16 protein-coding genes are annotated in these 19545 nt (G+C 70.7%); 8 read left to right on the top strand and 8 right to left on the bottom strand.

Going from position 1 to position 19545, the window contains the following annotated elements:
• Positions 1-125 precede the first annotated feature (125 nt).
• Positions 126-1142: an aspartate-semialdehyde dehydrogenase gene (locus tag ACWD68_RS34080; protein ID WP_451810318.1), complete on the bottom strand. Its 1017-nt coding sequence runs from the start codon at positions 1140-1142 to the stop codon at positions 126-128.
• Between the two features lie 305 nt (positions 1143-1447).
• On the opposite strand from ACWD68_RS34080, the gene ACWD68_RS34075 reads away from it, so the two are divergent.
• Both ACWD68_RS34075 and ACWD68_RS34070 read left to right on the top strand, forming a co-directional pair.
• Entirely contained in the window at positions 1448-1975 is a 528-nt protein-coding gene (locus tag ACWD68_RS34075) for a sigma-70 family RNA polymerase sigma factor (RefSeq protein ID WP_451810317.1), read from the top strand.
• A gap of 1 nt (position 1976) precedes the next feature.
• Positions 1977-2747, top strand: a complete 771-nt coding sequence (locus ACWD68_RS34070; protein WP_451810316.1) for a hypothetical protein — start codon at positions 1977-1979, stop codon at positions 2745-2747.
• Positions 2748-2846: 99 nt separating this feature from the next.
• On the opposite strand, the gene ACWD68_RS34065 is transcribed toward ACWD68_RS34070, so the two are convergent.
• Both ACWD68_RS34065 and ACWD68_RS34060 read right to left on the bottom strand, forming a co-directional pair.
• Positions 2847-6170 (bottom strand): S8 family serine peptidase, encoded by a 3324-nt coding sequence (locus tag ACWD68_RS34065; protein WP_451810315.1) that lies wholly within the window; start codon positions 6168-6170, stop codon positions 2847-2849.
• 243 nt (positions 6171-6413) lie between these two features.
• A complete protein-coding gene (locus ACWD68_RS34060) occupies positions 6414-7007 on the bottom strand; it encodes a CGNR zinc finger domain-containing protein (protein WP_451810314.1) in 594 nt (197 codons plus the stop codon).
• A 126-nt stretch (positions 7008-7133) separates the two neighbouring features.
• Here ACWD68_RS34060 and ACWD68_RS34055 point away from each other — a divergent pair, with 126 nt between their 5' ends.
• The 4 genes from ACWD68_RS34055 (at position 7134) to ACWD68_RS34040 (ending at position 11839) form a co-directional block, all read left to right on the top strand.
• Complete coding sequence (locus tag ACWD68_RS34055) at positions 7134-7595, top strand: VOC family protein (protein ID WP_451810313.1); 462 nt, start codon at positions 7134-7136, stop codon at positions 7593-7595.
• Positions 7596-7609: 14 nt separating this feature from the next.
• The gene (locus ACWD68_RS34050; RefSeq protein ID WP_451810312.1) at positions 7610-8569 is read left to right on the top strand and encodes a pyridoxamine 5'-phosphate oxidase family protein; all 960 of its coding nucleotides are present in this window, start codon (positions 7610-7612) and stop codon (positions 8567-8569) included.
• A 258-nt stretch (positions 8570-8827) separates the two neighbouring features.
• The gene (locus tag ACWD68_RS34045) at positions 8828-10612 is read left to right on the top strand and encodes a TIGR03767 family metallophosphoesterase (RefSeq protein ID WP_451810311.1); all 1785 of its coding nucleotides are present in this window, start codon (positions 8828-8830) and stop codon (positions 10610-10612) included.
• A 90-nt stretch (positions 10613-10702) separates the two neighbouring features.
• Positions 10703-11839, top strand: a complete 1137-nt coding sequence (locus ACWD68_RS34040; RefSeq protein ID WP_451810310.1) for a serine hydrolase domain-containing protein — start codon at positions 10703-10705, stop codon at positions 11837-11839.
• A 70-nt stretch (positions 11840-11909) separates the two neighbouring features.
• Here the strand turns inward: ACWD68_RS34040 and ACWD68_RS34035 are convergent, their stop codons facing one another.
• From ACWD68_RS34035 to pepN, 3 genes are all read right to left on the bottom strand, one after another.
• Entirely contained in the window at positions 11910-12476 is a 567-nt protein-coding gene (locus tag ACWD68_RS34035) for an isochorismatase family protein (protein WP_451810309.1), read from the bottom strand.
• 183 nt (positions 12477-12659) lie between these two features.
• Positions 12660-13712 carry a hypothetical protein gene (locus ACWD68_RS34030; RefSeq protein ID WP_451810308.1) on the bottom strand — a complete coding sequence of 351 codons (1053 nt, stop codon included), beginning with the start codon at positions 13710-13712 and terminating at the stop codon, positions 12660-12662.
• Positions 13713-13964: 252 nt separating this feature from the next.
• Positions 13965-16571 (bottom strand): aminopeptidase N, encoded by a 2607-nt coding sequence (gene pepN / locus ACWD68_RS34025; protein WP_451810307.1) that lies wholly within the window; start codon positions 16569-16571, stop codon positions 13965-13967.
• 192 nt (positions 16572-16763) lie between these two features.
• Between pepN and ACWD68_RS34020 the strand changes: the two genes are divergently transcribed.
• Positions 16764-17432, top strand: a complete 669-nt coding sequence (locus ACWD68_RS34020; protein ID WP_385706976.1) for a mycothiol-dependent nitroreductase Rv2466c family protein — start codon at positions 16764-16766, stop codon at positions 17430-17432.
• 76 nt (positions 17433-17508) lie between these two features.
• Here ACWD68_RS34020 and ACWD68_RS34015 read toward each other — a convergent pair whose 3' ends face one another.
• A complete protein-coding gene (locus ACWD68_RS34015) occupies positions 17509-17712 on the bottom strand; it encodes a hypothetical protein (protein ID WP_451810306.1) in 204 nt (67 codons plus the stop codon).
• 369 nt (positions 17713-18081) lie between these two features.
• On the opposite strand from ACWD68_RS34015, the gene ACWD68_RS34010 reads away from it, so the two are divergent.
• Positions 18082-18708, top strand: a complete 627-nt coding sequence (locus ACWD68_RS34010) for a histidine phosphatase family protein (RefSeq protein ID WP_451810305.1) — start codon at positions 18082-18084, stop codon at positions 18706-18708.
• A 104-nt stretch (positions 18709-18812) separates the two neighbouring features.
• Here ACWD68_RS34010 and ACWD68_RS34005 read toward each other — a convergent pair whose 3' ends face one another.
• On the bottom strand, positions 18813-19454 hold the full coding sequence (locus ACWD68_RS34005; RefSeq protein ID WP_451810304.1) for a superoxide dismutase: 642 nt from the start codon (positions 19452-19454) through the stop codon (positions 18813-18815).
• Between the last annotated feature and the right edge of the window lie 91 nt (positions 19455-19545).

The raw sequence follows: 19545 nt of genomic DNA, 5'->3' as shown, positions 1-19545 counted from the left end.
CGGCGAGCGGCACGTCCAGGTCGATCGAGTCCAGCGGAGTGAAGCCGAACAGGTGGTGGCAGTGCCGGGCCAGGGCGACCCTGCGGCCGGCGGCCGCCCCCTCGGACGCGTGGTGGATCCGGGTGTCAGCCCTTGAGCTCGGCCGCCACCAGCTCCGCGATCTGGACCGCGTTCAGCGCGGCGCCCTTGCGGAGGTTGTCGTTGGAGATGAACAGCGCGAGGCCGTGCTCGGCGGTCTCGTCCTGCCGGATGCGGCCGACGTACGAGGCGTCCTTGCCGGCGGCCTCGAGGGGGGTCGGGATGTCGGAGAGGACGACACCCGGGGCGCCCGCGAGGAGCTCGGTGGCGCGCTCGGCGGAGAGCGGGCGCGCGAAGCGGGCGTTCACCTGGAGGGAGTGGCCGGAGAAGACCGGGACACGGACGCAGGTGCCGGAGACCTTGAGGGCGGGGATCTCCAGGATCTTGCGGGACTCGTTGCGGAGCTTCTGCTCCTCGTCGGTCTCGTTCAGGCCGTCGTCGACGATCGAACCCGCGAGGGGAAGCACGTTGAAGGCGATGGGGCGCTTGTAGACGGCGGGCTCGGGGAAGTCGACCGCCTCGCCGTCGTGAGCCAGCTTGTCCGCGTCGGCGACGACCTTCAGGGCCTGCCCGTGCAGCTCCGCCACGCCGGCGACGCCGGAACCGGACACCGCCTGGTAGGTGGCGACGACCAGCGCCTCCAGCCCGGCCTCCTCGTGCAGCGGCTTCAGGACCGGCATCGCGGCCATCGTCGTGCAGTTCGGGTTGGCGATGATGCCCTTGGGGCGGTCGGCGATCGCGTGCGGGTTCACCTCGGAGACGACGAGGGGTACCTCGGGGTCCTTGCGCCAGGCGGAGGAGTTGTCGATCACGACCGCGCCCTGGGCGGCGACCTTCTCGGCCAGTGCCTTGGAGGTGGCACCGCCCGCCGAGAACAGCACGATGTCCAGGCCCGAGTAGTCCGCCGTGGAAGCGTCCTCCACCGTGACACCGTCGACGACCGACCCGGCCGAACGGGCCGAGGCGAACAGACGCAGCTCCTCGACCGGGAAGGCCCGCTCGACCAGGATCCTGCGCATGACTGTGCCGACCTGACCGGTGGCTCCGACGATTCCGACCCTCACGGCGACTCCCTTTGCGTGCGTTTCACGTGGTCCAGCGCTTCCATCATGCGTCTGACCCGGGTCCGCGTGTCCAATCCTTTCGCCGCGCCGCTCGAGGAATGGGACACCGGGAGACGCGCGGATGAGCCCGATCCTGCGGCGGCCGGGCGTCCCCGTACGAAGAAATCGCCCGGCGACGGAAGGGAACCGCAAGCCGTACGGTGTGGGCGCCGTCATGGTTTCGGGCCCGGTGTGACGTACGACTCGAACCGGGCCGAACGTTTTGGCCCGCACCGGCGTCGTAGAGGAAACGCGGGAGGGGAGGGGTGGCTGTGCTGCGCAGAAAGCCACGTCGCGCACCGGGGGCGGACGACCCCTTGGACGCGGCGCAGGAACGCCGGGTGCGTGCGGTGCTCGCGCTCGGCGGCGTACCGCAGGCGGACCTGCCGGACGGAGTGCAACAGGTCCGGCTGCGGCTGCTCGAGCGGGCCGCCAAGGGGGACGAGGCACCGCGCGACGTGTCCGCCTGGGCGGCGGTCGTCGCCTCGAACCTCGCGATGGACTGGCACCGGGCCAGGAGCCGGCAGGACCGGCTGGGCGAACGTCTCGCCTCGCTGCGTCAGCTGGAGCAGCCCTCCGACGAGGAATCGAGCGTGCTCTCGCTGGCCGTCGCCCAGGGTCTGGACGAACTGCCCGACGCCCAGCGTCAGGTCCTCGTCCTGCGGTTCTACGCCGACCTGCCCGTGCGCGACATCGCCGACGAACTCGGGATACCCGAGGGCACGGTCAAGAGCAGGCTGCACACGGCGGTCCGCGCGCTGCGCGTCCGCCTGCACGAGGACGAGGTGGTGTGACGTGGCCGAGTACGAAGGTGTGGACGCGCTGCTGGCCGCGATCACGGACGCTTCACTGCCCGAAGGCGCTCGCGACGATGTCGCGTTCATGGCCGAGCACCGGTCGGCACGCGAGGACGTGGACGTGCTCCGGGAGCAGCTGATCATCATCGGGGACGCGCTGGCGGACTCCGGGAAGGCGACCGAGCCGGCCCGAGCGGCCCAGAAGTCCAAGGGGTCCAAGAGGTCCCGGGGGCCACGGAGGTCCGGGGACGGGCGTCCGGAGGGCACTCCGAAGAAGCGCTCGAGGCATCGAGGCGCCCTCGCGGTCGGCTTCGGCGGTCTGGCGGCGGCCGCGGCGGCCTCGCTGGTCGTCGGGATGGGCTGGCTGGTCGCGCACAACGGGATGGGCGGAGCGAGCGACCAGGGCGCTTCCGACGCCAAGGCGGACAGCAACAGCCTGCTCAGCGGGCCCGGCTACATCGCCTGCTCCCGGCTCATCGCGGAGGGCACGGTCACGGAGGTGCTCCAGGTCCCCGGCACCGAGCAGGACCGGATCACCCTCGACGTGTACCACTACTACAAGCCGGCCAAGGGCGAGAAGGAGGTCGCCTTCCTGATGGACCGGAACGTCGATCCGCGGCTGCACCGGGGCGACGAGGTGCTGGTCGGCATCCAGCAGCACGCCTCGACTCCCGACACCTGGACGACCGGGGAGAAGAACATCGCCCGCGAACGGTCCTGGATCCTCAAGGCGCTGCCCGAGTCCCGGGCCATGAGGTGCGCGCGCTGAGGCGCGGCACGGGCCGGGCGGCACACGAAAGGGCGGGCGCCCGTTTCCGGACGCCCGCCCCGTGCCCCGGGACCGCTCACGCGGCCGGGGTCCACTTTGTTACGGCGTGACCTTCTCGATCTTCACGCTGCCGAGGCCCGCGACCGTGCCGCGCGCGTTCACCAGCTGGACCTGTCCGAAGAACTCGCGTCCCTCGGGCGCCGCCGCGGCGGCGGTGACCGAACCGGACACCGTGGCGGAGGCGCCGGTGGCGAGCTTCACCGCGGTGGAGTCGTCGACCGTGACCGTGCCGAGCGCGGTCGAGAAGAACACGTCCTGGTAGTCGTACGCCGTCGAGCCCGACGGGACCGAGTAGCCCGCGACCTCGATGGTGTACGTCCCGGCGGCGGGGGAGGCGACCGAGACCGCTTCCTCCGAGTCGCCGTCCGCGGACTGTCCGACGACGGTCCCGGCGGCGTTCTTCACCGTCAGGTCGAGGTCGGCGGCGTTGTCCGAGACGTTGCCGATGACCACGTCGAGCGACGCTGCGCCCGCGGGCACCTCGACCGTGGTGGTCTGCGTCGCGCCCTCGGCGATGGTCGGCCGCGCGTTCTTCGAGGAACCGAGCGGGCCGCCCTTCAGCTTGCCGTCGAGCGCGGCGAAGTTGTTCGTCACCTTCCAGGAGGCGGTGGCCGGGGTGCCGACCTTGGCCTCGGGGACGGTCACGACGGCCGGGTCGAAGGCCGCGCCGAGCACGGCGACATCGAGCTTGTACGGGTTGTCGAGCAGCGGCGAGGTGCGGCGCGCCTCGACCTCGATCTCCCAGACGCCGGACTGCGGGTCCGCGTACGAACGCACGTCGGGCTTGCAGCCGTTGCCGTCGAGGTAGTTGTTGTAGCAGTACGGGGTACCGGTGTTGTCGACCGGAACGCCGTACGGGTGGATCGCGATGAACCGGGTCTGGCTCTTGTCCTTCAGCCCGCCGATCGCGACCTCCAGGGACTTGGCGCCCTCGGGGACCGTGACGAAGTACGAGGTGGTGCTGTTGCGCTGCACCGAACTCGACGCGGCGTAGGTGTACTTGACGGGGGCCGAGACCACGACGGTCGACAGGATCTGCTTGTCGACGCCCTCGGTCCGCGGGTCGTCGACCTCGAGGATCGCGCTCTTGAGACCGGCCGACCGGGGCGCGGCCTGGACCTTGACGGTCACCGGCTGGTTCAGCGGGAGCTTGACCTCGTCCTTGCCGATGATCCGGAAGGTGTCGGCGGCGTTGTTCTCGAAGGAGAGCTCGTGCCGGATCGCCCGGTCCGCGCCCGACGTACGCGTGATGGTGATGTCGTACGTCTTGCGCTCGCCGGCCTTGAGGCCGCCCTCGCGGTCGTACAGGCCGGTGCCGAAGCCCGGCGTCTTCAGCGCGAAGTCGATCGCGGTGTCGACCGGTGCCTTGACCGCGTAGTCGGAAGACGCGGCGTCGTGGGCGGTGGCGCCGTCCTTGATCGAGTCCCAGGCGTCACCGATGTTGATGAGGCCCGCACCCTCCTCGTACGCCTGAACGCCCTTGATGTGGTCGGCGGTCGACGTGAGCGCGGTGCGCAGGGTGGCCGGGGTGAGATCGATCCCCTTCTGCTTCGCCGCGCTCAGGAGCAGCGCCGAGGCGCCCGCGGCCTGCGGGGACGCCATCGAGGTGCCCTGGAGCATCGAGTAGCCGGCCGGCAGGGTGTAGCCCGCCTCGGCGACCGGGGAGCCCGGCAGCCAGGTCTGGGTGGAGTTGATGGAGGCGCCGGGCGCGCTCAGCGTCGGCGTGAAGCCGCCGTCCTCACGCGGGCCGCGCGAGGAGAAGGGCAGCATCGCGTACTTCTTCTCCACCTGCGAGCCGTAGTTGGCGGCCCAGGTCTCCTTGGAGATGGTCGCGCCGACCGAGATGACCTTGTCGGCCAGACCCGGGTCACCGATGGTGTTCGCGCCGGGGCCGGAGTTGCCCGCGGAGATCACCAGCTGGACGCCGTAGGTGTCGATGAGACGCGTGTAGAGCAGGGCGCGCGCGTTGTTGCCGTCGTTGAGCGCGGGCAGACCGCCGATGGACATGTTGACGATGTCGACACCGCGGTTGGCGACGAGGTCGATCATGCCCTCGGTGAGCGCGACGTTGGTGCAGCCGCCGGTCCAGGTGCAGGCCCGCGAGGAGACGATCTTCGCACCGGGGGCCGCGCCGTTCATCTTTCCGCCGAACAGGCCGTTCGCGGAGGTGATGCCGGCGACGTGGGTGCCGTGCTCGGACTCGATGACGCCGATGTTGACGAAGTCCGCCGTCTTGCCGACCCAGGTCCCGCCGTACGGGTCCATGGGTACGTCCTTGCGGATCTCCACGACGAACGGCTGCCGCTCGACGACGTCCGTCGCCGGGTTGTCGGTACCGAAGTAGCCGATCTGGAAGCCGTTCTTGTACGGCTTCATCGGCGCGTCGTCGGTGAAGTCGCTGTTGTTGTTCAGGTCGACGGTGACCGTGCCCGCCGCCGCGTCGTAGAGCACGCCCCACGCGTCGGTGGTGTCACCGTCGCGGTTCGCGTCGCCCGCGGCGTCGCCGCCAGTCGTCGCCGACTCACGGAACGTGCTGATCTCGTACGAGCCCGCCGGCGCCGTCCACGTCCTGCCGCTGTACGTGAAGGTGGGCCCGGCCACGGGGGTGATCATCGGGCGCCAGGTCGCGTCGCTGTCGAGGATCGGGTCGGTCGAGGTGACCCAGTCGACGATCTTGCGCTCTCCGGTGGTGGTCTTCTGCAGGGCGGGGTGGCCCAGGTCGACGCCGGAGTCCAGGATGCCGATGGTGATGCCCCGGCCGTCCGCCTTCGGGTGATCCTGCACGAAGTCGACGGCACCCGTCTCGAAGGACGGGTTGTACGGGTTCTCGGCGGGGGTCTTCTTGCCGGGACCGGAGTATGCGGCGGCCGTGGAGGCGTTGTTGCCGTGCTTGGCCGTGTCGGCGCTCGGGGTCGGGTCGTCCAGCGCGATCTCCTGGCGCAGGTCGATCCCTTGCACCGAGGACAGCTTCGCGGCGGCGGCGATGGCCGAGTCCGCCCTGCCCGTCGGGACGGTCGCCCGGACGTAGCCGAGCTTGTCGTAGGTGCGGCCCACCGAGCCGCCCTTGACCGCGTCCAGCTCCTCGGCGACCTGCTCGGTCTGGCCGGGAGCCGTGGCGATCATCATCGTGACGTTCTTGTCGCCGTTGGCCTTGGCCTCGGTGAGGAGGTCGGCGTCGGACGAACCGAGCTTGGCGGCTGCGGACTTGGTGCCCGGGTCGGTCGTGGGCGCGCCCGTGTCCGCGGAGAAGGCCATGGGTATCGGCCCGGCCGCGGAGAGCGCGGCCACCAGGCCCGCGGCCACGGCAATGCGGGCCACGCGTCTCGCGCCCGATATCGGAGCGCGCTGAGGGTCGGAGGTCATCTGCATCCCTTGTAGGTAAAGGAACGAGCGTGGAGCGGCCGGTTCCGGCGTTGATGACGGACCGGTCGTGTCAGTCCGGTATGTGGACCCGGATGACCGCTCAGCTTTACCCAAGGGACAGTTGTTTGGGGAGAGTTGACCGTGGCGGGATGGAGCCATGGCGCACTTCCGCCATGCGTCACGTCGGTGATAGCGCCCTATGCGCGGATATCCAGGACAGGGCGGATGTCTCCCTTTGTCGATTCAGCTCTCTTTTGTGCGCGCGTAGTGGCGGGACGCCTTCGCGCGGTTACCGCAGGCCGCCATCGAGCACCAGCGGCGGGTGCCGTTCCGCGAGGTGTCGAAGAAGTGCAGGATGCAGGAGTCGTGGGCGCAGTGGCGGATGCGGTCCGGGGCGGTGTCCAGCAGTTCCAGGTAGTCGCGCGCGGCGAGCCAGGCCGGCCCCCAGGAGGGGTCCTCGAACTCGGGTGTCTCGCCCGGCCCCTGGGCGGTGAGCGTCAGCCGGACGCGCCCGTGCGCGAGGAGGGCGTCGACGCGGGCGGCGGCTTGTGCCGGGAGACGGAGGGCGGTGCCCGCCGGACCCTCGTCGTCGGCGGTCGCGCCCCGGTCGTGGGGTCCGTCGATCGCGGCGCGCAGGGCGTCGCGGGCTTCGAGCGTGTGCCGCAGGACGGTGTCGTCGGCCGGGAAGTCGAGCCCGTTGCCCGCCAGCCACACCGCGAGGCCCTCGGTGCCGGTCAGCAGGTCCCGCACCACGCCCTCCTGGTTCCAGCGGGTGTTGAGGAGGTCGAGCGAGACCGGCTCGCCCGTGAGGGGTCGGGGGTCGGGACGGGTGGGCATGGCGGGTCTCCCTTCACTGCTAACCGCTCAAGGGTAGGTCACCGGTTGACGCTCTCGATTCTAACCTTTAATGTCAATAACAAAGGTTAGCCTCTCGGGGGCGGCCGACGACAGAAGGGGACCGTCATGACTCCGCGCACCGGCCACATCGGCCTGAACGTCACGGACCTCGACCGCTCGCTCGCCTTCTACCGCGACGTCCTGGGCTTCGGCGTCCTCGGCGAGGGCAAGGAGGGCGACGACGGGGAGCGGCGGTACGCGTTCCTCGGCTCCCCGGCCGGGGACGGCCGCCCGGTGCTCACGCTCTGGCAGCAGGCGCGGGGCGCGTACGACACCGGCCTGGCGGGCCTGCACCACCTCGCCCTCGAAGTCGACTCCGTCGAACAGGTCAGGGAGCACGAGACGGCCCTGCGCGCCTACGGCGTGACGTTCGCCTACGAGGGCGTGGTCGCCCACCGTGAGGGCGCCGCCTCGGGCGGCATCTTCTTCCACGATCCGGACGGCACCCGTCTGGAGATCTTCGCGGCGAGCGGCGCCGAGGACTCGCCGGTGCCGAACGCCTCCGCGCCTACCTGCGGATTCTTCTAGAGCGGGGAGCGGTCATGACGTATCACTCGGGCTCGCGGGCGATGCAGGACCGCGTCGGCGTCCGTGATCTCGCCGATCACATGGGCCGGGCCATCGGCCAGGGCATCCGCCCGGTGGCCGCCGCCTTCCTCGAACTGCAACCGATGCTGGTCGTCGGCGCGGCGGCTCCGGGGAGCGGCGCGCAGGCGGGAGGAGGCCGTGGCTCCCGGGCCGGTGCCGAGCCGGGAGACGGCATCGGTGCCGCGGGCGGCGCGACCGCGGGTAACAGCAGTGTGTGGGCCTCGCTGCTCACCGGGAGGCCCGGATTCGTGCGCGCCACCGGACCTCGTCAGATGTCGGTCGCGGGCGGGCTCCGGGCCGGCGATCCGCTCGCGGCCGCGCTCGCCACCCCGGGCACGCCCGTCGGCACCCTCGCCCTCGACCCGCGCACCCGTCGCCGCATGCGCCTCAACGGCCGGGTCCGGCCGACCCCGCGCGGCTTCGCGGTCGAGGCCGACCAGGTCTTCGCCAACTGCCCCAAGTACCTCCAGAAGAGGGAGGTGTACGAGACGGTCGACCGTACGGCGGGCGTTCCCCGGAGCGGCACGGAACTCACGCCGTCCCAGCGGGAGTTCGTCGAGACCGCCGACACCTTCTTCCTCGCCACGGCCCACCCGCACGGCGCCGACGCGAGCCACCGCGGCGGCAACCCCGGCTTCGTGCACGTCGACGCGCCCGGCGAACTGAGCTGGCGCGACTACGCCGGGAACTCCATGTTCCTCACCCTCGGCAACCTGGCGGCCGACCCGCGCGCCGGTCTGCTCTTCCTGGACTGGTCATCGGGGGCGGTGCTCCAGCTGACCGGCACGGCCCGCACGGAGTTCACCCCCGACGGGGAACGGACCGTCCGGTTCACCCTCGCCGAAGCCGTCGAGACGCCCGCCGCCAGCCCCCTGCGCTGGTCCGCGCCCGCCTACTCGCCGGCCAACCCCTGAACGGGGGGCGACAGCCCCGGAATCACCTCCCCTACCCCGGAAGATGAACGCGGAGTGACCGGCCACCGGCCGTTCGGACAGGACTCCATGGACGGGCAGGGTGCGCAAAGATCCACGTACGGTGATCGGCGCTGCCCGTTGCCGCCCAGTTAACGCACAGGTCATCCCCAATGCCAACGATCCAGTATGAGCGGGGAGTTCGCCAGTCGAGCACCCCGCGGCCACTGCCGACGCGTTCGTACTCGGGGAGACCGCGCCATGCCGCGCATACGCTCTGTCGCTGCCGTACCCGCCCTCAACCGCCGCACCCTGCTGGCCGCCACCGGAGCGGTGTCCCTTTCCGCGGGGATCGGACTCGCGCTGCGCCCGGAGTCCCCCGCGCACGCCGCGGTTCCGGAGCAGGCGACCGTCGCCGACTCCGTCGCCCGCTCCAAAGCCCAGGCCGTCGCGGCCGGTCCGCAGGCACCGGCCGAGCTGGTCCCGTACACGCGCGGCACCACACTGAGCGGCGTCGCCGCTCCGCGCTCCGGCTCCTCCGGGTACCGCCGGCTCGGTGACGGCGCCGGCTGGAAGCGGGTCGTGCGCGACGAACTGGCCGCGGGCAAGAACGGCCGCGCCGACCGGCGCACCGCGCTCGCCGCGTTCGTGCAGCTCACCGACCTGCACCTGACCGACACCCAGCACCCGCTGCGCCTGGAGTTCCTGCGCTCCCAGAACACCAGCGCCTGGCGTCCGCAGGAGACGCTGACCGTCGCGGGCGCGGTCTCGCTGGTGGAACGCGTCAACTCCCTGCGGGGAGCCCCCGTCACCGGCTCTCCGCTGCACTTCGTCATGACCACCGGGGACAACACGGACAACAACTCCAAGACGGAGCTGGAGTGGTTCCTCAAGGCCATGAGCGGTGGCCGCATCAGCCCGAACAGCGGCGACCCGCGGCACTACGAGGGCGTCCAGGCATCCGGCCTCAAGACGTACTGGCAGCCCGACGCGGCCCTGCGCGACGCCGACAAGCAGCGCGGCTTCCCACGCATCCAGGGCTTCCTGGAAGCGGCGATCCGCGAGCTGCGCAGTCCCGGCCTGAGCCTGCCCTGGTACTCCACCGTCGGCAACCACGACGCGCTCCCGATGGGCTGCTACGCCACACGCGGCGACTCGTACCTCACCGAGTTCGCCGTCGGCGGCAAGAAACTGATGTCGGTCGGCTCGGCGGAGTGCGCCGCGCTCGCCAAGAGCCTGAAGAAGGGCACCAGCCCGAAAGGCAAAGAGGTCCACGACCTGCTCAAGGCGCACAAGCGGCAGATGCGCTCGGTCACACCCGACGAGAAGCGCGCCCCGTTCACGCCCGCCGAGTACGTCAAGGCGCACCTCGACCCGGCGTACACGGGACCGGGCCCGATCGGTCACGGCTACTCCTCCGCGAACCTCGCTGCGGGCACCCAGTACTACTCCTTCCGTATCGCCGAGGACGTCATCGGCGTCAGCCTCGACACCACCGACCCCGGCGGCCACTACGAGGGCTCCGTCGGCACGGCACAGCTGCGCTGGCTGGAGAGGACGCTGCGCGAGAACGAGGACAGGTACGTCATCGTCTTCAGCCACCACACCAGCAAGACGATGCGCAACACCTACGCGGACCCCGCCCGTCCCGCCGAGAGGCGGCACGGAGGCGACGAGGTCGTCGCCCTCCTCGCCCGTTTCAGCAACACCCTCGCCTGGGTGAACGGTCACTCCCACAAGAACCAGATCACCCCGCACGCCGCCCCCGGAAACCGCTCCTTCTGGGAGATCTCCACCGCCTCGCACGTCGACTTCCCCCAACTCGCGCGTGTCATCGAGCTGGTGGACAACAAGGACGGCACGCTCTCCCTGTTCACCACCCTGATCGAGTCCGCCGCCCCGCACGCCACGGACTTCTCCGACCTCACCCAGACCGGCCTCGCGGCGCTCTACCGGGAGATCTCCTTCAACACGCCCGGAGCCCGCACCGACCTGTCGGGCACCTCCCGCGACCGCAACACCGAGCTGATCCTGAAGAAGGGCTGAAAACGGCTCAACGCGTCCCGGCCGGGCAACCCGTGAGCGCGCCCTCGTGTCCGTCCCGTCGACCAGGTCCAACGGTGAGATGGGGAAGACATGAGGGTACGTACGGGACTGGTGGGGGCGACCGCCGTGGCGATCGCGGCGACACTGGCGGGACCCGCGGTGGCGGCCCCCGCGAGAGGGGACCACTCGCCGACCCGGCAGGCCGTCGAGGCGGCCGTGCGCGACGGTGTGCCGGGTGTGACCGCGACGGCCGGGGACCGGCGCGGCGCATGGTCCGCCACGGCGGGCGTGGGCGACCTGCGGACCGGCGCACCGCGCTCCGCGGCCGACCGCTACCGCGTAGGCAGCATCACCAAGACGTTCGTCTCCACCGTCCTGCTCCAACTGGAGGCGGAGGGACGGCTGTCACTGGACGACACGGTGGACGAGTGGCTGCCGGGCGTGGTGCGGGGCAACGGAAACGACGGCACCGGGATCACCCTCCGCCGACTCCTCAACCACACCAGCGGAATCTTCGACTACACGGCCGACGAGGACTTCGTCCGCACGTACTTCCTGAAGGACGGCTTCCTCCGGCACCGCTACGACACATCGACACCCGAGCAGCTCGTCGCGATCGCCCTGTCCCACAAGCCGGACTTCGCGCCGGGCACCTCCTGGAACTACTCGAACACGAACTACGTCCTGGCCGGCATGGTGATCGAGAAGGTCACCGGCCACTCCTACGCCTCGCAGATCCGGGAGAGGATCATCAAACCCCTCGGCCTGCACGCCACGTCGGTCCCCGGCACGCGGGTGACACTCCCGCGCCCCAGCAGCAGGGCGTACTCCAAACTGGCCGAGACGACGACCGGACCGACGTACGACGTCACCACGCTGAACCCCTCCCTCGCCTCCTCCGCGGGGGAGATGATCTCCGACAACGCCGACCTGAACCGCTTCTACACGGCGCTCCTGCGGGGCAGGCTCCTGCCGCGCGAGCAGCTCAAGGAGATGAAGACGACGGTCGAGGTCGACGGCATCCCCAACGCCGGCTACGGCCTCGGCCTCATCGACCGCGAGCTGAGCTGCGGCGTCCACGTCTGGGGCCACGACGGAGGCATCCACGGCTCGGTCTCCTCGGCCGTCACCACGGCGGACGGCCGCCACTCCCTCTCCTTCAACTTCAACGGGGACTGGTCGGGCGACAGCGACGCGGTGATCGAGGCCGAGTTCTGCGGGAAGTAGGCGGTCCCGGCGAGCCGTTCGCGCCGCCCGGACCCAGCTCCCGCCCCGGCCGCGGCCCTTCGGACTGGTCCTAGTCCGCGGCGCCCGCCGCGAAGCTGACCTTCGCCGTCTCGACGGTGTTCCCGCGCCGGCCGGGCGCGCTCTGCCACTTCCAGTAGAGGTTGGTGTGCGCGACAACCTCGGCCGGGGCGGGGGCGCCGTACGCGGTGAGGTCCTCCGTGGTGTGGGCGTCGCCGACCAGGGTGACGTCGTACCCGCGGGTGAAGGCGCCGTGGAGGGTGGAGCGGACACAGGCGTCGGTCTGGGCGCCGGTGACGAGGACATGGCCGACGGCGCGCTCGGCGAGCAGGTCCTCCAGGTCGGTGGCCTCGAAGGAGTCGCCGTAGTTCTTGTGGACGACGGGCTCCCCGTCGCGGCGGACCAGCTCCGGCACGTACTGCCAGGCCTCGCTGTCCCGCTTCATCCCGTCGTCCGAGTGCTGCACCCAGATCACCGGCACCGCCCCGTCGCGGGCCTTGGCGACGAGCGTGTTGATGTTCGCGATCACGCTGTCGAGGTCGTGAGCGCCATCCACCGCTCCGTGCTGCATGTCGATCACCAGCAGTGCGGTGTTCGGGCGATCGGTCAGGGTCGTCATCAGGCTCTCCTGTCTCTCGTCTTGCTCGTCACGGCGACGCGTCCGGCCATGGATCTCCTGTTCGCCCCCACAGTAGATCGGGGCACTGACAACGCCACCGGAACGCGGGAAAGGGGCCGGCGGGACCACCTCGCGGACCCTCGCCGGCCCCTTCCCTCCCCTCTGGCACCACCCGGTCCGTCACTACCGGGGCAGCACCACGACATACGCCGCCGGATCGCGGTCGTTCGAGGCCATCAGAGCGGTGCGCACGACCGTGGCCTGCTGTTCCATCGCCTCACGGAGCTTCTTCGGGGTGATGTGGACGACGGTGACGCCGAGCCGCTCCAGGTGCTCGCGCTTGCGGGCGTACTCGGACCACACGGCGTCCTCGCTCTGACGCGGGGTCCGGGTGTCCAGCTCGACCGCCACCGCCTGCTCGGGCCAGTAGGCGTCCAGACCACCGAGGTGCGGGCCGCCGGGCAGCCGCAGGTCGACGTTCCAGACCGGGTCGGGCAGCCCGTGCTCGTGGACCATCCGGTACAGGTGGGTCTCCGCGATCGCCCTGCCCTCCGCCTTCAGCGAGTCCACGGCGTCCACCACGTGCGGGCGGCCGAGCAGCCGCGCCGCCGTCAATTCCTTGACGATCGAGGCCGGTTCGCAGTGGCCGCCGCGCACCGCCTCCGTGAGCAGCCGGCGCACGGCGCCCGCGTCGGTCAGTTCCGCGACCGCGTCGGCCAGGGCTCGGGGGACGGCGGCGACCGGGACGCCGGTCACGAAGGCGGGGGCCGGCAGCGAGGTCGTGCGGACGATGCGGACACAGCCGGTCGAGCGCAGTCGGCGCATGCGGGGGACCAGTACGTCGATCGTGTCGAGGGAGAGCAGCGGCGCGGCGGAGGTGAAGCCGTGCAGGGCCAGCGCGGCCACGCCGGTGATCAGCGCGTCCGCGTACGGCTGGGCGGTGTGCGGCTCCTCGGCGCCCGGCTGGACGGGGATGTGGAACGCCCGAGCGGGGGCGGGGGAGCGGGCGGCGTACAGCAGCGCCGCGTGCAGCCGTACCTCGGCGGTGGGCGGGCCGGGGTGCAGGAGGAAGACGCCCGGAAGGATCCGCTGCCAGGGTCCGCCGGGCCGGCAGCGTTCGTTGGCGTCGGCGCCGGCCACGCCCTGGCTGCGCAGCTGGGCGGTGGTCAGGACCCGGCGCCGTACGTGGGACAGGTGGCGCAGGGGGCGGGGGGAGAGCGGGGGGATGTGGTTCATGACCCGGGGTTTCCCGCCGGGGAGCCGCCCTCTAACCGCTGTTACAGGCTCGTCGGCAAATCGGGACAAGCGCGCCCTAAAGTACGGACGTTCGACTGCCGAAAGACGCTGGTCCGGATGGAGATTAATAGGGGTTACGGCTCTGAATACCTCCATTTCGTAACCAGTGGACGCATCGGATCAGTTCACCGGCGAGGGCACCGGACGCGCGTCGCGCCGGTGCCCTCGGGGTGGTTCGCGCGGAGCGGGTGCTCAGCCCGCCGCGGCGGTGTCGCAGGCCTGCCCCCGCAGTGCCCGCGCCAGATCGTCACGTGACTCCAGCACCAGCCGCCGCAGCGCGGGCGGCGCGTCCTCGTGCGCCGCGAGCCAGGCGTCCGTCGCCTCCAGGGTCTCCGGGGAGTCCTGGAGCGAGGGGAACAGCCCCCTGACCACGTCCATGCCGATCTGGATGGACCGCTCCGCCCAGACACGGTCGATCGCGGCGAAGTACTTGGCGGTGTAGGGCGCGAGCAGCTCCCGCCGGGACGGCTGGATGAAGCCGGAGATGGTCGCCTCGACGAGGGCGTTGGAGAGCGCGTCGGACTCCACGACGGCCGCCCAGGCCTGGGCCTTGACCGCGGCCGAGGGGCGGGCGGCGAGACAGCGGACCTGGTGCCGCTTGCCGGACGCCGTGTCGTCGCGGGCGAGTTCGGCGGCGAGGACGGACTCGTCGGCGGCCCCCTGCGCGGCCAGCGGCTCCAGGAACGCCCAGCGCAGCTCCTGGTCGACCTCCAGCCCGTCGATCTTGGCGGTCCCCTCCAACAGGCCCTGGAGCAGCTGGAGATCGGCCTCGGACGACGCGATGTCGGCGAAGAAGCGGGCCCAGGCGAGCTGGTGCTGGCTGCCCGGCTCGGCGAGCCGCAGCTCCTTCAGCGCACCTTCGGCGAGCAGCTGTCCGCCCTCCGCGCGCCAGTCGGGCGCCACGTAGTGGACGAGCGCGGAGTTCGCCCAGGCCTGCAGCATCTGGAGCACGCCGATGTCGGACTCGCGGCCCGCGAAACGCAGCACCAGACCGATGAAGTCCCGGGCGGGCACGATCGCGTCGCGCGTGAGGTTCCACAGTGCCGACCAGCACAGCGCGCGGGCGAGCGGGTCGGTCATCTCGCCGAGTGCGTCCCGCAGCGTGGCCAGCGAGCCCTCGTCGAAACGGATCTTGCAGTACGTGAGGTCGTCGTCGTTGACGAGGACGAGCTCGGGGGCCTCCGCGCCGACCAGCTCGGCGACGACCGTGCGCGGCCCGTCGACGTCCACCTCGGCGCGCGCGTAGCGGACGAGCGAGCCGTCCCCGCCCTCGCGCAGCGACTGCCGCCGGTAGAGGCCCACGGCCACGCGGTGCGGGCGCAGTTCGGGATGGGACTCGGCGGCCTCCTGGACGATCGCCAGCTCGGTGACGCGCCCTTCGGAGCTCAGGATCACCTGCGGGGTGAGGGAGTTGACGCCCGCGGTCTGGAGCCAGGACCGGGACCAGGCGGCCATGTCCCGTCCGCTCGTCTCCTCCAGGGCCGACAGCAGATCGCCGAGGCGCGTGTTGCCGTACGCGTTCCGCTTGAAGTAGCGGCGGGCGCCCTCCAGGAAGGCGTCCTGTCCGACGTACGCCACCAACTGCTTCAGGACCGAGGCGCCCTTGGCGTAGGTGATGCCGTCGAAGTTGAGCTTGGCGTCCTGCAGGTCGCGGATGTCGGCCGTGATCGGGTGGGTGGACGGCAGCTGGTCCGCGCGGTACGCCCAGGCCTTGCGGCGGTTGGCGAAGGTGATCCAGGCGTCGGTGAAACGGGTCGCGCCGACGTTGGCGAACGTGCCCATGAAGTCGGCGAAGGACTCCTTCAGCCACAGGTCGTCCCACCACACCATCGTGACCAGGTCGCCGAACCACATGTGCGCCATCTCGTGCAGGATGACGTTCGCCCGGGCCTCGTACGACGTCTGCGTCACCTTGCCGCGGAAGATGTACTCCTCGCGGAAGGTGACCAGACCCGGGTTCTCCATCGCGCCGAGGTTGTACTCGGGCACGAACGCCTGGTCGTACTTCCCGAAGGGGTACGGGTAGTCGAAGTGGTCGTGGAAGAAGTCCAGCCCCTGCTTGGTCACCAGGAACACGTCGTCGGCGTCGAAGTGGGGGGCCAGGCCCTTGCGGCACATCGCGCCGAGGGGGATCTCCAGCGTCGTACCGTCGTCGAAGGTACGGGAGTAGGAGTCCGTCACATAGTGGTACGGGCCCGCCACGACCGCCGTGATGTAGGTGGAGATCGGCTTCGTCTCGGCGAACTTCCACACACCGTCGGCGAGTTCACCGGCGCCGTTGCTCCAGACGGTCCAGCCCTCGGGGGCCCGCACCTCGAAGCGGAACGGTGCCTTGAGGTCCGGCTGCTCGAAGTTGGCGAAGACGCGCCGCGAGTCGGCGGGCTCGTACTGCGTGTACAGATACACCTCGCCGTCCTCGGGGTCGACGAAGCGGTGCATGCCCTCACCGGTGCGGGAGTAGGCGCACTGGGCGTCCACGACGAGTTCGTTCTCGGCGGCGAGGTCCTCCAGCCGGATGCGGGAGCCGTCGAAGACCTCACCCGGGTCGAGGTCCCTGCCGTTGAGCGAGACTGCCGTCACACGTGGAGCGATCAGGTCCGCGAAGCTCGCCGCGCCCGGCTCGGCGCAGCGGAAGCGGAGCGTGGTGACCGAGCGGAAGGTGCGGGGCTCGCCGGCCGCCTCGCCGGGTTCCGTCTCCCCGACGGCCGAGCGCAGGTCGAGGGAGACGTCGTAGCTGTCGACGGACAGCAGTGCCGCCCGCTCCTGGGCCTCGTCGCGGGACAGATTCTCACCGGGCACGGCTGCACTCCCTCATGGCGTCATAGACATGTCCGAACAGGACCGATCCTGCCATGTGCCCCTGACGCCGGGCACTGCGACGGCGGGGACACCGGGGAATCGCGCCGCCACGCGGGAATCACACGTACGCGCGGGAATGGTGCGGACGCGTGCCGGTGTTGGCCACGGAAAGACCGCGTTCCGAGGAGAGCCATGCCCGAGCAGACCGCTCAGACCAGTTCCGGCAAGACCCCCGTCGACTTCTGGTTCGACCCGCTGTGCCCCTGGGCCTGGATGACCTCGCGGTGGGTGCTCGAAGTGGAGAAGGTCCGCGACATCGAGGTCCGCTGGCACATCATGAGCCTCGCCGTACTGAACGAGCCCAAGCTGGACGAGCTTCCCGACCACTACCGCGAGATGCTCGCGACCACGGCATGGCAGTCGGTCCGGGTGGTCACCGCCGCCTGGCAGAAGCACGGCGACGACGTCCTCGGCCCGCTGTACACCGCGCTCGGCACCCGCTTCCACAACGACGGCACGGGCCCGACCAAGGAGGCCATAGCCGGCGCCCTCGAAGAGGTCGGACTCCCCGCCGACCTGATCGACTACGCCGACCAGGCGGACTTCGAGTTCGACGCCGAGCTGCGCGCCTCCCACAAGGAGGGCATCGAGAAGGTCGGCCAGGACGTCGGCACCCCGGTCATCGCCGTCCCCGGCGCCGACGGCGAGCAGCTCGCCTTCTTCGGCCCGGTCGTCACCCCGGCCCCCAAGGGCGAGGAAGCCGCCAAGCTCTGGGACGGCACGCTCATGGTCGCCTCGGTACCGGGCTTCTACGAGATCAAGCGCACGCGCACGGCGGGACCGGACTTCAGCAACCTGTAGGCGGCTCCGGTCCGGCGCGGGTCCGGTGCCGCTCGGCCCGGGGTGCCGGTCCCTGGGGGCCGCCCTCGGCGGCGTACTACTTGGCGTCGGGCTCGGGGAAGTTGTCGCCGTCGCGCCAGTTGCTCCAGCGCTGGAAGCGACGGCAGCCCGGACGGGTGCAGCGCTGGTAGGCCGCCGGGTCCTCCACCTTTTTGATCTTGCGCACCGACTCTTCCTCGTCCTTGGTGAGCTTGCGGAACTTCTGCAGCGGTCCTCCGCAGTTCGGGCAGCGCACGTCCACGGCGACACCTCCGTGTGAGAACGGACGGGAAAGGTCGAGAAGCATCCGGGTGCCGAACGCCGGCCCTGCGAGCGTAAGCGCTCGCGGGGCCGCCGACGGGTCCGGAACCGGTCCGGCCGCGTCCCGGGCCCGTCCACTCGTCTCGTCTCGTGCCGGCTCGTCCCGGTTCGGATCCCTCATGCAGGTGAAAAGCTCGGCGCGTGCTGAGATTTCGCCGCCCGGAGTGCGTGATAACAGGTGCGGACGGCATGCGGGGCGATGGTGTGGGAGGTCCGGATTGCGTACGAGGACGACAGCGCGGGAGGTCCGGACCGTGTACGACGGCGACGCGTGGCCGGGGGTCGGCCCGGGACTGGATACTGCGGCGTCATGAGTACTACGAGCCGCAGCACGACGCTCCTCCTGGCCCGGCACGGGCAGACCGTCTGGCACGCGGAGAACCGCTACGCCGGAGTGAGCGACATCCCCCTCACCGACGAGGGCCGCGCCCAGGCGGAGGCCCTCGGGCGCTGGGCCGCCGCGCACCCGGTCGACGCGATCTGGACCTCGACCGTGTCGCGTGCCGTCGCCACCGCCGAGCCGGCCTGCCGCGCCCTGGGGCTCGTTCCGCAGCGCGAACCCACCCTGCGCGAATGCGACTTCGGCGTGGTGGAGGGCCGTACGCTCGCCGAGTTCGAGGCCGAGAACCCGGTCCGGGCCAAGGCGTTCCGGGCCGATCCGGTGTCCTACCCCTTCCCGGAGGCGGAGGACCCGCGCACCGCGGCGGCCCGTGGAACGCGCGCACTGCGCCACATCGCGGCGGCCCACTCCGGTGAACGGGTGCTGGTCGTCGCCCACAACACCCTGCTGCGTCTGGTGCTGTGCTCCGCCCTGTCCATCCCGCTGGGCGAGTACCGCCGTGTCCTGCCGAGCCTCGGCAACGCGGCGATCACCGAACTCCGGGTGGAGGACGGGTCCGCCGCCCTGCTGTCGCTCAACGTGCCGTGCGTGCCGTGACGGGAGGGCCCCCGCGAGTCATGTCCTCGCGGGGGCCGTCCTTTCTTCCGCCTGCCACGTGAAGGGTGAGAAGACGATCACGAGCAGGACGTTCATGTTCCCTCTCAGGGGGCCAGGAGCAATACGTCCCGGCGGGCCGTGGCCGCTTCGTGACGCCGGGCCACGTCCTGCCAGTTCACGACCGCCCACATCGCGTCGATGAAGTCGACCTTCTGGTTCCTGTACTGCAGGTAGAACGCGTGCTCCCAGGCATCGAAGACGAGGAGTGGCACCGAGCCCTGGCCGACGTTGCCCTGGTGGTCGTAGACCTGCTCGACGACGAGCCGGCCGCTCAGCGGTTCGTGGGCGAGGACGCCCCAGCCGGAACCCTGGGTGGTCGCCGCGGCCTTGGTCAGCTGGGCCTTGAAGCCCGCGTACGAGCCGAACGACTCGGTGATGGCGTCCGCGAGATCGCCCACCCCGTCGGCGGCCAGGGGTTCGCCGCCGCCGTTCCCGGTCATGTTCGTCCAGTAGATGCTGTGCAGGATGTGGCCGGAGAGATGGAAGGCCAGGTTCTTCTCCAGGCCGTTGACCGACCCCCACGACTCCTTGTCCCGCGCCTCCGCGAGCTGCTCCAGCGTGTCGTTGGCGCCCTTCACGTAGGCCGCGTGGTGCTTGTCGTGGTGCAGTTCGATGATCTCGGGGCTGATCACGGGCGCGAGCGCGGAGTAGTCGTACGGCAGTTCAGGGAGTGTGTAGACGGGCATGACTGGGGGTTCCCTCCGACCTCTTATTGCAAGCTACTTGCAACTGCACGCTAGCAGCAAGAAGATGAGGGCGCGTGTCCGGGCCCGTACC

The sequence above is a fragment of the Streptomyces sp. NPDC005141 genome (genome assembly GCF_053599975.1).
Note: the sequence above shows the minus strand (reverse complement) of the source record. Positions and strands in the feature narration are given on the sequence as shown.

Bases quoted from the DNA above. Each gene is read 5' to 3' on its own strand.
- ACWD68_RS34060 (WP_451810314.1), bottom strand. From the start codon at position 7,007: ATGCCCACCCGTCCCGACCCCCGACCCCTCACGGGCGAGCCGGTCTCG.
- ACWD68_RS34005 (WP_451810304.1), bottom strand. From the start codon at position 19,454: ATGCCCGTCTACACACTCCCTGAACTGCCGTACGACTACTCCGCGCTC.
- ACWD68_RS34010 (WP_451810305.1), top strand. From the start codon at position 18,082: ATGAGTACTACGAGCCGCAGCACGACGCTCCTCCTGGCCCGGCACGGG.
- ACWD68_RS34045 (WP_451810311.1), top strand. From the start codon at position 8,828: ATGCCGCGCATACGCTCTGTCGCTGCCGTACCCGCCCTCAACCGCCGC.
- ACWD68_RS34065 (WP_451810315.1), bottom strand. From the start codon at position 6,170: ATGACCTCCGACCCTCAGCGCGCTCCGATATCGGGCGCGAGACGCGTG.
- ACWD68_RS34055 (WP_451810313.1), top strand. From the start codon at position 7,134: ATGACTCCGCGCACCGGCCACATCGGCCTGAACGTCACGGACCTCGAC.
- ACWD68_RS34050 (WP_451810312.1), top strand. From the start codon at position 7,610: ATGACGTATCACTCGGGCTCGCGGGCGATGCAGGACCGCGTCGGCGTC.
- ACWD68_RS34040 (WP_451810310.1), top strand. From the start codon at position 10,703: ATGAGGGTACGTACGGGACTGGTGGGGGCGACCGCCGTGGCGATCGCG.
- ACWD68_RS34030 (WP_451810308.1), bottom strand. From the start codon at position 13,712: ATGAACCACATCCCCCCGCTCTCCCCCCGCCCCCTGCGCCACCTGTCC.
- ACWD68_RS34020 (WP_385706976.1), top strand. From the start codon at position 16,764: ATGCCCGAGCAGACCGCTCAGACCAGTTCCGGCAAGACCCCCGTCGAC.
- ACWD68_RS34035 (WP_451810309.1), bottom strand. From the start codon at position 12,476: ATGACGACCCTGACCGATCGCCCGAACACCGCACTGCTGGTGATCGAC.